Annotated in this window: 11 protein-coding genes; 6 read left to right on the forward strand and 5 right to left on the reverse strand. The window is 40.8% G+C overall.

Annotated elements, in window-relative coordinates:
- Positions 1 to 1,932: S8 family peptidase (locus H4J61_RS04705; RefSeq protein WP_182184108.1), on the reverse strand; the 1,932-nt coding region annotated here is incomplete at its 3' end.
- Positions 1,933 to 2,399: 467 nt separating this feature from the next.
- Here H4J61_RS04705 and H4J61_RS04710 point away from each other — a divergent pair.
- Together H4J61_RS04710 and H4J61_RS04715 are read left to right on the forward strand one after the other, a co-directional pair.
- Entirely contained in the window at positions 2,400 to 3,554 is a 1,155-nt protein-coding gene (locus H4J61_RS04710; protein WP_182184110.1) for a hypothetical protein, read from the forward strand.
- Between the two features lie 59 nt (positions 3,555 to 3,613).
- A complete protein-coding gene (locus tag H4J61_RS04715; protein WP_182184113.1) occupies positions 3,614 to 4,531 on the forward strand; it encodes a hypothetical protein in 918 nt (305 codons plus the stop codon).
- Here the strand turns inward: H4J61_RS04715 and H4J61_RS04720 are convergent.
- Positions 4,528 to 5,886 (reverse strand): S8 family serine peptidase, encoded by a 1,359-nt coding sequence (locus tag H4J61_RS04720; RefSeq protein WP_182184115.1) that lies wholly within the window; start codon positions 5,884 to 5,886, stop codon positions 4,528 to 4,530. The two genes, H4J61_RS04715 and H4J61_RS04720, sit on opposite strands and share 4 nt — an antisense overlap.
- Positions 5,887 to 6,007: 121 nt before the next feature.
- Between H4J61_RS04720 and H4J61_RS04725 the strand changes: the two genes are divergently transcribed.
- The 4 genes from H4J61_RS04725 (at position 6,008) to H4J61_RS04740 (ending at position 9,446) form a co-directional block, all read left to right on the forward strand.
- The gene (locus H4J61_RS04725; RefSeq protein ID WP_182184117.1) at positions 6,008 to 6,499 is read left to right on the forward strand and encodes an RNA polymerase sigma factor; all 492 of its coding nucleotides are present in this window, start codon (positions 6,008 to 6,010) and stop codon (positions 6,497 to 6,499) included.
- Positions 6,496 to 7,260, forward strand: coding sequence for a hypothetical protein (locus H4J61_RS04730; RefSeq protein WP_182184119.1), 765 nt, complete (start codon positions 6,496 to 6,498; stop codon positions 7,258 to 7,260). Before H4J61_RS04725 ends, H4J61_RS04730 begins: the two co-directional genes overlap by 4 nt.
- Before the next feature lie 11 nt (positions 7,261 to 7,271).
- Entirely contained in the window at positions 7,272 to 7,802 is a 531-nt protein-coding gene (locus tag H4J61_RS04735) for a CC0125/CC1285 family lipoprotein (RefSeq protein ID WP_182184122.1), read from the forward strand.
- A 327-nt stretch (positions 7,803 to 8,129) separates the two neighbouring features.
- The gene (locus H4J61_RS04740) at positions 8,130 to 9,446 is read left to right on the forward strand and encodes a DUF2254 domain-containing protein (protein ID WP_182184124.1); all 1,317 of its coding nucleotides are present in this window, start codon (positions 8,130 to 8,132) and stop codon (positions 9,444 to 9,446) included.
- 131 nt (positions 9,447 to 9,577) lie between these two features.
- Here H4J61_RS04740 and katG read toward each other — a convergent pair whose 3' ends face one another.
- The 3 genes from katG to H4J61_RS04755 all read right to left on the reverse strand — a co-directional run bounded on the left by katG (position 9,578) and on the right by H4J61_RS04755 (position 13,347).
- Complete coding sequence (gene katG / locus H4J61_RS04745; protein WP_182184126.1) at positions 9,578 to 11,752, reverse strand: catalase/peroxidase HPI; 2,175 nt, start codon at positions 11,750 to 11,752, stop codon at positions 9,578 to 9,580.
- 273 nt (positions 11,753 to 12,025) lie between these two features.
- Complete coding sequence (locus H4J61_RS04750) at positions 12,026 to 12,175, reverse strand: entericidin A/B family lipoprotein (RefSeq protein ID WP_182137078.1); 150 nt, start codon at positions 12,173 to 12,175, stop codon at positions 12,026 to 12,028.
- Positions 12,176 to 13,035: 860 nt separating this feature from the next.
- Positions 13,036 to 13,347 (reverse strand): hypothetical protein, encoded by a 312-nt coding sequence (locus tag H4J61_RS04755; protein WP_182184128.1) that lies wholly within the window; start codon positions 13,345 to 13,347, stop codon positions 13,036 to 13,038.
- Between the last annotated feature and the right edge of the window lie 54 nt (positions 13,348 to 13,401).

Consider the following 13,401-nt stretch of genomic DNA (forward strand, 5'->3'; position numbering starts at 1 on the left):
AAAACCTTCAGTATTCATAAATGCTTCATTCCAGATAAAACCTTCATTCCAGATAAAACCTTCATTCCAAATAAAGCCTTCTTCCCAAACTTCAAACTCGAAGCCTTGAATGTAGTAGTTACCATCGGCGTCTTGACGAGCAGCGCCTGTATAGTGTTGCTCACCACTTAAATCAGCTACGATATCCATGCCATTGTTAGCGCAAGCTTGTAGTGTTGATTCTACGGCTTTAATAGCATTAACACTGCCTGAGCCTTGATAAAAAGGACTATAAGCAAGTGTACCGTCTGGTGATTGTGCCATGCTAGTACTGCCTAATAGTCGACATTTAACATCGTTAGCACTTAGGTTAGGGTTATTTTGTAGCATTAAAGCGACTATGCCGGTTACCACACCCGAAGACTGTGAAGTACCTGACATCATGTAGCGATCTTTAGCCATTAAGTACTGTGGAAATTTAATGGCAGTTTGCATTGTTGAATTACCTAAACTAAACATATGGCCACCTGGGGCCACTAAGTCAGGTTTGATAAAAGCGTCATGCGTTGGACCCTGAGATGAAAATGACAACATTTTATCATCACTAGTATCTAAGGTATTGTTATCGCTGATGCCACCAACACTTATGACATAAGGTACGTTAGCAGGAACGCCAACTGTCATGGCACTAGGGCCAGTATTACCCACAGATGTTACTACTACTATGTCTTTTTCCCATAACGCCATAACCGCTTGGTTAAGTGGATCTTGCCAATAACTTGAACGGGGCTGCGCACCGAATGACAAGTTAACAACACGAATATTTAACGCTTCGTGATTATCGGCAATATATTGTAAGCCACGAATAGCATCAGCATATGTACTGTGACCGTCTGGATGTATAGCTTTTACCACCACTAAGTTAGCATCAGGTGCTACACCTTGATAATGACTAGTCATTTGACCATGCTCAACCGCACGATCGCTGTTAGCAATAATGCTAGTTACGTGAGTACCATGAATATTTTCATCGGTCATTTTATGAGGCGAAACTTCAGTGCCGTTTATAGCGTCGTATGCTGCTTTGATTCTAGATCGGTTCGAAGTATTGCGGTTTAATGCTTTGTGAGCACCCCAAAGGCCACTGTCGACTACGGCTACAGTAACGTTTTTACCGGTAATACCCATATTGTGTAATGCATCTGCACCAATAATATTGACGTAATAGGTGTTGCTGTCACCATCAATACTTTGAGTTTCGTAACCTTTTGCAAGTTGACGGTCACAATTTTCAGCGAAACTCACATCCATCGAAAAATCGTTGTGCATGTAACTATCAGTACCATTATTTGTAAAAGCTAATTCAACCGTCGCATCTTCATAAGCCTCTAAAAATGCAGTGGCAGGAATATCCGCGGCATTAAGTACTAACTCGCCATTTTGATCTGCTATTACGCTAACAAATACAGGAAGACCATTGATTTTAAGTGTACGTATATTGCCTAATCCTGCAGGCCAATTAAAGGTCATTTTATTGAAATTTACTTTTTGGTCTTTGGCATTATAAATATTCCAGCGGATTTTGTTAGCTGACATTTCAACGACATGGCTGCCGTAAACTTTACAGTTATCAAGTGCACTGGCGGTAAAAACTGCTTCGTTTTTAATGATGGTAATAACGCCTTCAAATAATTTTAAAGTCGCTAACTCGGTATCACTTACGCTTACAGCAAGTCCGTTTATTAAGGACAATTCGTGAGTGATAAGTCCACCTACATCACCAATAATTTTCTTAACACTTAAAATATCATTACCTTGAATGATCACTTCGTTGTGGCGATCAACCACGGGATCTAATAAACTTTTAGCACTGTGTGCGGAGAAAGGTATTGCTGAAATGCTTAACATTCCAACTAACAGCATGGCACTCTTATGAATATATTTTAGCTTCATATGTCATTTTCCTAAATATCTATATCTTTTACCTATTATCAATATTATTGCAAATTTCGAGCCATAAACCAAGTAACTGATTTTAAGTGCTTTAATTTGATTTGAAATAAATGACATGTTTGAATTGAAGTTAGTGAAGGTAAATGTTGAATGTTTACGGTAATGATTTACAGTCATTTATTTCAAGTAAGAGGTGGTTTATTGTTTTTGTTATTTAAATCATGTTGCTAGTAAAATAAGATCCGCATCACATCGGGTGAAAATATCTGATGAAATTTTAAATACACTTATAGCCGCTATAATTATAAAATTCACGAAGTATGTAAGTTGATGAAATAATTAATATCAAAATATTTTAAATTTAGTTTTTAAAAATAGTTTTCAACTATGTTGGAATAAACACCTCACGTCATCCGTTATCTCAGTGTCATTAACATAAATATAAACAGACATTAGAGGAAGTGAACATGACTACATTAAATAAAATTGCACAAGTATTGGTATTAAGTGGCATGAGTTGTTGGGTCAGTATTACGCAAGCTGCTGATTTTGAAATTAGCCAAAGCACCAACATAAATCAACAAACTCAGGCATCTCAGCAAGTTGACTCATCTGATAGTTCTACACAATCAGACACTTCAGCTCAGAGCGATACGCAAGTTAAGACGAATAGTGAAGACGAGAACACAGTAGAGAGCGCAGCAGAGAACACAGCAGAGTCTACACCAAGTGAATCAACAGCACAGCCGTCAAATAACACAGCGAATGTTGGTACAGCGCAAGCCTTTGATAACAATAGTCAGTTAATCACTCGTTTATCAAATGACGCTGGTAAAAACATCAATGTCACTTCAGCTACAGCAGCAACCTTGGCTCAGTCACTTACCCAAGTGACAAGCGCAGAGTTTCCAGCATTAGCTGAAAGTAATACACCTGAAAACTCTGCAACAGTGCCTGAAGTAGGGTCTGAAGCAGCTATGCCGAGTGAAACCATGCCAGCGCCTGAAAATGTTGCTTTGAATCCTACACTTGATAGTGCAACGTCTTTTGTTAACACTTCACAAGTAACGCAGCAACTCGTTTTGCAGCCTTCTCAGCAACCCACTCTACAGCCTTCTGAGCAATTATCTTTGCAAGAAATGGCTAATGTTGAAAATATCAGCACATTGGATACTGCATTGAACTTGAGCCAGTCACTTACCCAAGTGACAAGCGCAGAGTTTCCAGCGCTAGCAGAAAGTGCTGCACCAGAAGAGCCTGAAGTAGGGTCTGAAGCAGCTATGCCAGCACCTGAAAATGTTGCCTTGAACCCTACGCTTGATAGCGCAACGTCTTTTGCTAACACTTCGCAAATAACTCAGCAACTTTCCCTACAAGAAATAGCTAATGTTCAAAACATCACTGCATTAGATGCGGCAGCACAAACCTCGCAAGCGCTTGAGCAAACGATTAATGCCAATGTTGAAGATGCAATCACCTCAAGTACGCAAAGTGCCATCAGTGAAAACCTTAATACGCAAATTACTAGTGCGGTTACTGAGCAAATTAACACTGAGTTGGCGGCTGCAACCGCTGCTGAAGTGGTTAGTACCTTAACAAGCGATTTAGCGTTAGCTTGGTAATTGTTGCCATGTTGAATGTGCCAGTAGCCCTGGCACTTTTTTTATTTGAGGTAGTTAAGATGAAATATATATTAAGTGGTTTAAGCTGTGTTTTAAGTCTACATTTAATGGCGGCAACATCAGAGCCTATGACGGTTAATGGCGAAGTTTCTTTAGGTCTAATTAGTAATTCAGCACTGAGTGTTGATGAGCTTGATGAGGTTTCTTCACAAGGTGACAGTGGCCTGCAAAAAACAGCAGCAGTTACTGGTTTGTGGAAAGTTAATGATAAAGCGAAAATAAGCGCGGCATATCGTTATAATGAAAAAGACTATAATGAGTTTGATGCCTTTGACTTAACCTTACATCAAGTGAGTCTTGATGCTAGTTATCAATGGCGTAAAAAAGATTTAGGCCTGCGTTATGATGGGGCTAAGGCCCAATTAGCCGGCGATAGCTTTTTAACCTTTCACCAAGCCAGTATTTACCTAGGCACTTTTCTGCAACCACAAACATTTTTACGTACCAGTGCAAAAATTAAAAGTAAAAAATTTGCTGTGATCACTAGTCGTAATGCCGACGCTTTTGGTGCCAGTGCTGAGCTGTTCCACTTTCTTAACGACGGTGACACTATGTTTATGCTCGGCGTGAGTGCGGATAAGGAAACGGCTACAAACCCTGAGTTTAATTATAATGGTTATGGGCTGAGCACTAAGCTTTCGCAAAAGTTTGAATTATTTGGTTTAGCGCAAAAAGCCGCGATAGGCTGGCGTTTTGAATCGAAAGATTATCAAGCCTATGGTAATGAGGATATGGACAGTCAGCTTGAGTCAAAGGCAGATGAACATAGAAACATTTTTCACGCGCAATGGCAGTTAGACTTCAATAAACACCTCGCGTTGGTCAGTAACCTTGAATATGGCGATTACCGTTCACAACTTGATAGCCAAACGTACAGCCAAACCCTCTCTTCATTGTCTATTAAAGCGCAATTTTAAGGTCTAAAGATTGCGCCCACACCATAAATAGGGTCCTTACCTTTAGGGCCCAAATCTATCGCTAAATCATTGAGTTTATCTAATAAATCCTGCTTATTCTTACCATAAGTTAGCGCTAAACAGGCTAAGGTTGCTGTAACATATGGGGCAGCAATCGATGTACCTGACTCCCTACCCACACGTTGGCCACTTTGCGCTGTGAGTACATTTACCCCTAACGCTGAGTAATCAACATAGTCACCTCTATTTGACCAACGATACGGTTGTTGATGTTTGTCTATCGCACTGACCGCGATAACCTCTTGATAAGCCGCAGGATACATAGGCGGAGCTGCCGGCCCTTCATTACCCGCCGCGGCGATAACGATTGCACCTTTGGCGATAGCGGCGCTTAGTACGCTATGCAAAATTTGATTGTCCGGCCCCGCTAAACTCATATTAATCACGGGCACGTTTTGTTCTAACAGCCAGTTCACGCCAGCGATGATAGCTGACAGCGTCGCGCCCTGGGCATAGTCTGACTGCTGATAAAATACTTGCGCGGAATATATTTTACCTTGTGGTAACAGTGGCACCAGTTGTGTGGACTTGCCAACCAATAAACTGGCGATCACGGTACCGTGTTGCAACGAGGCAGCTAAATCATCAGGTAAAAAAGATTTCGCGGTAATATCAGCGTGTTTAAAGGCCTTATGTTTGGTATCAATTGCGCTATCAACCAGGCCCACTTTTACCGCTAATTCGCAAGCCGGATTAACGCGGCTTAGTGGCGTTACTTTTTCATTGTCGATGTGATGACGGCTTAAATTTTCATCTACCCGCTGACTTGTTTGACTTTGTGTTTGATAAATATGGTTTCTAGCTAAACTTAGCGCGGCTTGTGTTGAGAGTATCTGGCTTAACGCTTGCTTTGAGTCTAAAGCTTCGGGCACATTAAAACGCAGCAATGCCATACCCAAACTAGCATAACGCGACTCGGTAATAATCAGCGCTCCATGCTCAATTAAGCGTTTTTTACTGCTATCGTCGGTCAATAGTAGCCATTGTCGCTGAACAGCTCGAAAGCCACCTTCTACTTCGACATCAAGCCAAAGGTTTTTACCTGCGCTGGTGGTTATCGCTAAAGTGGCAGGTAAAGTGTTAAGTGGCTCAGTGCTAACCTTGTTAATGTCGGGTAAGTGACTTAATTCAAAAGGGGCTAGTAGCGGCGGTCTATCGAGTTGTCGAGTAATATCGCGGGCGGTACGCTCTATGGTATTAATTTGTCCTAAAACACCGCCTGTGGGCAATTGTTGGGCAGATGATAAGGTACTAAAAACAGCAATAAATATGGCGGTAAAAGCTAAGGTTTTCATGTTAATCTTGAGCCTCAAAAATAAGCGTGTAGTTAATAAAACGTTTCAACTGAAAATAAATTTCCTTTGATGGAATAAAATTTTTTTACATACGTCTTCTTAGTAGAGAGGAGTAAAAAACATGCATAATACCATTGAAAATATACTACCAATGCTAAGACGCTTTGCCTACTCATTAACCGGTAATGCCGCAGATGCTGACGATTTAGTGCAAATTACGCTAGAAAAAATACTGAAAAAAGGTGTGCCTGATGAAGTAGATGTCAACAAATGGGCTTTTAAGGTTTGTCGAAATGTCTGGATTGACGAATATCGTGCGCGCAAAGTCAGGCAGAATGCAGTGCTTAAACCTGAACTGCAAGAACCACAAAGCGTGAATGAACAGCAAGCATTCGACAGCAAAGAAATGCTCGCACAAGTTAATGTCGCGATGAATACTTTACCCGACGAACAACGCGCTATTTTGTCTTTAGTGGCGGTACAGGGTATGTCATATAAAGAAGTGGCGTCGTCAATGGAAATCCCTGTTGGTACTGTGATGAGTCGATTATCAAGAGCGCGCTGCGCATTATTAGATATGATAAAACCTGATAGGTTAGGAGCAGACGCATGAAAATCAGCGATGAAATGTTAAGTGCTTTTATAGATGCTGAACTTAGCGAAGCAGCCATGGAAGAGATTCGCTGTGCGCTGGAAAGCGATGACGATTTAGTGATGCGTTTAGCGGATTTAGCACAAGCGGATCACTGGGTGGCAGAAAATGCTGCTGTGATTGATAGCACACCGATGGCAGATAATTTATTGCCATTAGCGCAAAGCATCGATAAAAAAATAGCGCAAGGAAAAACGGCTGAGTCAGCGGCTGACTCAGCGAAAAATGTCGTGAGTTTATCCGCTTGGAAAAACTTCAATAAAAGCCTACAAAAGCCTTATGCATTGGCCGCTGGTGTTGCCATGTTATTTGGCGTAGGCACGGTAACCTTAATGCAGTCTCAACAAGCACCGACAGTGCTTACTGCGGGTATAACACAAGTATTAGATCAGCAGCGAAGTGGCGAAATATCATCAATAGCGCAAGGCGATAAGATCACGGCTAACTTAAGTTTTACTAACCGTGCCGGTGATTACTGTCGCCAGTTTCAGCACGATAGCGAGCAAACGGCGAGTGTTAATATTGCCTGTAAAGAGAATGGCCAATGGCAGTTAAAAATTACCGAAAAAGTAAAGCTTACTGAAAACACTCAAAATTACCGCGCCGCGTCTAACCAAGCGCAACTGGATAGCGCTATAGACGCGATGATCAATGGACCGGCTATGGACAGCGCTCAAGAACAACGAGCCATCGCAAATAACTGGCAAACTGAGCAACAATAATCGAGGTTAAAATGAAAAAACTTATTACATTTATATTGATGACTTTATTAGTAACGGCTTGCGCATCTAAGCCTGAATACCGCCCAGCAAGCAAAGGCTCAGTCGGCTATAGCGAGCAAAAAATAACGGAAGACAGGTTTCGCGTGCAGTTTAAAAGTGTCTCTAATAGTGTTGCAGATGCCGCGGATTATGCCCTGTTAAGAGCAGCTGAACTGACTCAAGCGCAAGGCTATGATTGGTTTGTGATCACCAGTAAAGAAACCTTTGTAGAGTCTGAAAAAGTTCAGCCAGCTTCCTCGATAGATTTATCGCATCAGCAGCGGGTTGAACGTCGTTGTGGACTATTAACTTGTGAAACTTACCGACGTCCAAGCAGTGAAGTCGGGGTTGCCTTTAGTGGTACTAATACGCATAGCCGCAAAGAAGTGCATAGTATTTTAGAAATTCGTCTGGGCAAAGGTGTTATGAGCAACGAGTCAAGTTACAGCGCTGCCGATGTGCTTGAAAATTTATCTAATAAACTTGTTACTAACGCTAATTAATTCATCTGGTGTCATTAGTTCAAGTAGCAGTAAAGAGCACTTACTTTACTACTAAAATTATAAAAGGCCTATTTAGGCCTTTTTTGTATTTGGCAAACAGTAAGGAATAGCTATCTTGTTAATGCCAAAATTTACATGAGTTAAAACGCTACGTTAAAGTGGATAAGGTATTTTGTAAAATGCGCTTTCATTATCAAATATTTATTGGTCGAGCTACACTTGATATATGCTTATTAACAAGCGAATAAAAAGTTGTCAACAAACGGTTAGTAAAAATAGTTTAACTCATTAAGTATTAACTATTTACCCTTGAAGCAGGCATTAAATATGAACAGTAAATTGGCGCCACATTTTGAAAAAATTCAATCTAGCTTTTGGTTCGTACCAAGTTCAATGATGTTTTTTTCACTGATATTGGCTGCGGGCACCATCTATTTGGATGCTACTCACCCGCAGGATAAGCCAAATATAGTGTCGTTTTTATATGCTACTGACGTAAACGCTGTACGTTCCTTATTAGGCACGATAGCAGGCGCTATGATCACTGTTACCAGCATTGCATTTTCAATCACCATAGTTTCATTGACGTTAGCTTCTTCACAATTTGGTCCGCGTTTAATGCGCAACTTTATGATGGATAAAGGCACACAATTTGTCTTGGGGAGTTTTATAGCCACATTTTTATTTTGTATTACGGTATTTTGCGCCATAAGTTTTAAAGCGCCTTATGCCTTCCAGCCTGGAATAACACTAGCCGTTGCTATAACAATGACCTGTTTTAGTGTCTGGATCTTAATTTATTTTATTCACCATGTTGCACAATCAATTCAAGCCGACGTTGTTATTGATGGCGTATATTGTGAGTTAGAGCAAACTATAGCTAAGCTATTTCCAAAAATATCCAAACAAGATCTTATTCGTGAAGACTCCTTGTCAGTTCAAGAAAATATAGGCTCGTGCCAGTTTGAAGTTTCAGCACCTTTCAGTGCATACCTGCAACTTATCGATAAAGAGAGTTTACTTGATCTGGCAAATAAATCGCAATGTACGATTCAATTGCACTTTTCAGCGGGTGACTTTATTGTTGAAAACGCAATCATCGCCACGGTTTTTTCGAAAGGTGAGGTTGAACAAGGTATTAGCGAAGCTATTATCAAGCATACAGTTCATGGTGCCTATAGAACGCCTATTCAGGATCCAGAGTTTGCTGTACATCAATTAGTTGAAATTGCCTTAAGAGCGCTGTCACCAGGCATTAATGACCCATATACGGCGATAACTTGCATTGATAAACTCAGTTCAGTGTTGTGTAGTTTAGCCGATAAAGTTTTTCCACAGACCCATATTTTTGTTGATGGTGTGCCGCGATTAGTGTGTAAAGCGTTAACTTTTACAGATATCGCTACAGCGGCTTTTGATCAAATAAGGCAGGAGTGTGAAACAAACCTTGCGGTTACGATCAAGATGCTAGACTCCTTACATGTTCTCGCGATTCAAGCTAAAACAGCAGAGCATAAAAACTTTGTACGAATGCAGACCGCAATGATTGAGCAACAACAAGTTAAACAATCACTGAGTGATAGTGACAGAGTTGTGCTATTAAGAAGAATCGAAAAAATTATCCGGCATACTGAAGTCGTCTGATTTTAATCTCAGTATTAGCAAATATTTGACAGAGCTGTCTGGGTAACATTAGATAGACAATAGTAAATACCCCTCCACACCGAAATCACTGTCGATGCAAAGGAATATTAGCTTAGGAGATTAGTATAAAGTTATGCTAAATCGAAACGGTCAGCGTTCATCACCTTGGTCCATGCGGCAACAAAGTCGTGGACAAATTTTTCTTTATTATCGTCCTGTGCATAAACTTCACTATAAGCACGAAGAATCGAGTTCGAGCCAAAGATAAGATCAACGCGCGTGGCTGTCCATTTGACCTTATCTGTTTTACGTTCACGAATTTCATATAAATTATCGTCAACGGGCTGCCATTTATAATCCATATTCGTTAAGTTAACAAAATAATCGTTCGACAACACACCTTCACGCTCGGTAAATACACCATGCTTGCTACCACCGAAATTAGTGCCAAGCATACGCATGCCACCAATAAGTACGGTCATTTCATGAGCAGCTAAACCCATTAACTGTGTGCGGTCTAGCATCAGCTCTTCAGCGCTAACACTATAGTCAGCTTTGAGCCAATTACGATAAGCGTCATGCAGAGGCTCAAGTACTTTGAATGACTCTACATCGGTCATCTCGTCAGTTGCATCACCACGTCCAGGGGCAAATGGTACTGTAATATCAACGCCAGCCGCTTTTGCTGATTGCTCAATACCGAGATTACCTGCGAGGACAATAACATCAGCAATACTGACGCCACTTTCGTTTGCAATAGTTTCTAATGTAGCGAGCACTTTAGCTAAGCGTGTAGGCTCGTTTCCTTGCCAGTTATTTTGTGGTGCTAGGCGAATACGAGCACCGTTAGCACCACCGCGCTTGTCAGAGTCACGGAAAGTTCTAGCGCTGTCCCATGCTGTGGCAACCATTTCGCTGACAGTTAAATCACTAGCCGCTATTTTTTCCTTAACGGCATCAACATCATAACCTGTCATACCTGTGGGTACGGGATCTTGCCAAATAAGATCTTCTTGCGGTACTTCTGAACCAATGTATCGTGCTTTCGGGCCCATATCGCGATGGGTCAGTTTGAACCATGCACGGGCAAAAACGTCAGAGAAATATTCAGGGTCATTGGCAAAACGTTGTGAAATTTTAAGGTAAGCGGGATCCATTTTTAATGCCATATCTGCATCAGTCATAATGGGATCTTTGCGTATGCTAGCATCTTCAACATCAACCGGTTTATCTTCTTCTTTAATGTTCACGGGTTGCCACTGCGTAGCGCCAGCGGGGCTCTTTTTCAGCGCCCAATCATGGTTAAGTAGCATAGAGAAATAACCATGATCCCACTGTGTAGGATGAGTGGTCCATGCACCTTCAATACCACTGGTTACGGTATCGCGCCCAATACCACGCTTAGTTTTATTGTTCCAACCTGTGCCTTGCTCTGAAATATCGGCAGCTGCTGGTTCTCTGCCAAGTATTGAGGCGTCGCCATTACCGTGACATTTCCCCACCGTATGACCTCCGGCGGTTAGGGCAACGGTTTCTTCATCATTCATCGCCATACGTTCAAAGGTAACACGCATATCATGAGCGGTTTTTAATGGGTCAGATTTGCCGTCTACACCTTCAGGGTTAACGTAGATTAATCCCATCATTACTGCAGCCAACGGGTTTTCTAAATCGCGCTCACCAGAATAACGGCTATTTTCGCTGCCACTAGGTGCAAGCCACTCTTTTTCAGCACCCCAGTAGATGTCTTTTTCTGGATGCCAAATGTCTTCACGGCCAAAGGCGAAACCAAAGGTTTTCAACCCCATAGATTCATAGGCAATAGTGCCGGCGTAAGCAATTAAATCTGCCCAGCTAAGTTGGTTACCGTATTTCTTTTTGATTGGCCAAAGTAGACGTCGTGCTTTATCTAAATTTGCGTTGTCGGGCCAAGAATTAATCGGGGTAAAACGTTGATTACCGGTAGCGGCACCACCTCGTCCATCAGCAATACGATAGGTACCGGCTGAATGCCAAGTCATACGGATCATTAAACCGCCATAATGTCCCCAATCTGCGGGCCACCAGTCTTGACTGTCAGTCATTAATGCGTGCATATCTTTGTTGAGCGCGGCAATGTCGAGATCTTTAACCGTATCCCGATAATTGAAATTCGTGCCCATAGGATTGGTTTTATTATCATGTTGATGAAGGATGTCGAGGTTTAGCGACTTAGGCCACCATGTCATATTTGTCATCGAACTTTCTGTAGCACCACCGTGCATTACAGGACATTTTCCAGCAGATGTTGTTTTATCGTCATTCATATTTTGTTCCCTTTCGTGCAGTGATAGATATATCTAAGTTATCAGCCAATTTGGCATCATTACTCAGCGTGGTCATGTCAAATTACAAGCAAACTGTTTAAAGCGCCAATATTACAAATATTTTATTACATATTGAAATTCAGTTAGATAGACCTACATTAACAGCCAAAAATTTCAGTTAAAATGTGATGTTTCTACATTTTATATGATGGCTAAATACGTATTTTCAAGTGACGTTACTAGAAGAGCTAAGTCGCTATATTCAGTGTTATTTTAGCCTTTAGCAGCATTTTGAATGGCTTCACCCGCTTTTTCGAGATCTTTACCTGCACCATCAATGGTGGCACAAGCACCTAAGGCACTACTTAGTAATAATACCGTTAATATTGATTTAATCTTTGGGTAGTATGTTTTAGCTGTCATTTTCTGTTCCTTTTAGGTTATTAGGATATTCTCTGTATCGCGATACAGAGAATATCCTGTTAGGTGTCATTTCATGGTCATTAGAGTATGGCGCAACTCAATGCATTTACTTTTAATTGAGTCGCTAAAGCCCGTGTCGTTAGTAACCTTATCATTACTTATATCACAATATTTAAGTTCATAATGCTACTAAGAATATTGCCATATTTAGCACCATAGTCCACTATTTTAATAATCAGGGGATAAAAAGCTTATTGGCGCTCCTTCAGCTTCTGAGCCAACATTGTAGTCGTGCACACAATTAATTGCTTTTGCTGCCATGGTTAATTTATCAGTTACGCCGTATTCGATTTCAGGACGAATATCGTGAAATGTGTAGTGATCACCAGCATTTTATCCAAACAAATGGTATCGGCGAACTTGACTGCCTGCTGGTCGGGTATCAGTACTTTTTGCGTAAAGCTATAAGTTGTCGTCTGCTTATATGGTAAAAGTGTCAGCAGAAATAGCAGCAGCCATAATGGTATTGAAGTTTAGTTTCGTGTGGTAAACCTAGTGTTTATCAAGAGAAGTTTATTTTTTGTCAATAGTACAATCACTTACAACCGATAGTTATTATCATTTGTATTTTTTTGAGTGTTGATTAGCCCTTGATTAAAAGGCGTTGTGAGAGATTTTGATGCGAGTAACTAAAAGTGAACCCTTGTGCGTATGTTAAAAGTGATTAAGACAGACTAAAGCTTATATCACCAGATTAAATGCTCGTCAGTAAGGCATGATTCAAGCTGTGATGTATAAGCTAGTTTTTTATGATTATGTTGTTAGTTATGCTATTAACTAAGCGTTTTAAATAGTAAAGCTTAATACGCTTGATAAGCTTTATAGTTAGGATAAACCTCTAGATAATCACACCAAGTACTAAAGTCTCGGTAGGTATAGCGTGTGTCTGTCGTGGTTATCCAGCGAGAGGTCGATCTCATGCGTAGCCGAAATTTAGCTTTATAGCCATCAATGGCGACAAAGCAAGCTAAGGACTCTTCGGTTTCGTTTTTAATTTTTACTTGGCTAAAACCATTAGAAGATTCGCCAAAGGTGACGGTTATTTTCGGCAAAGCCCAGATAACTGGACTAATAATAAATGCCGTAGCACAAAGGTATTTGATGATTTTCATAGATTAACGTACTGTTTTTAAATGGTTTTAATTGATTATTTTTATGGAGAAGCT

Origin of the sequence: Colwellia sp. MB3u-4 (assembly GCF_014077065.1) — a bacterium.
In the GTDB taxonomy this organism is placed as follows: domain Bacteria; phylum Pseudomonadota; class Gammaproteobacteria; order Enterobacterales; family Alteromonadaceae; genus Cognaticolwellia.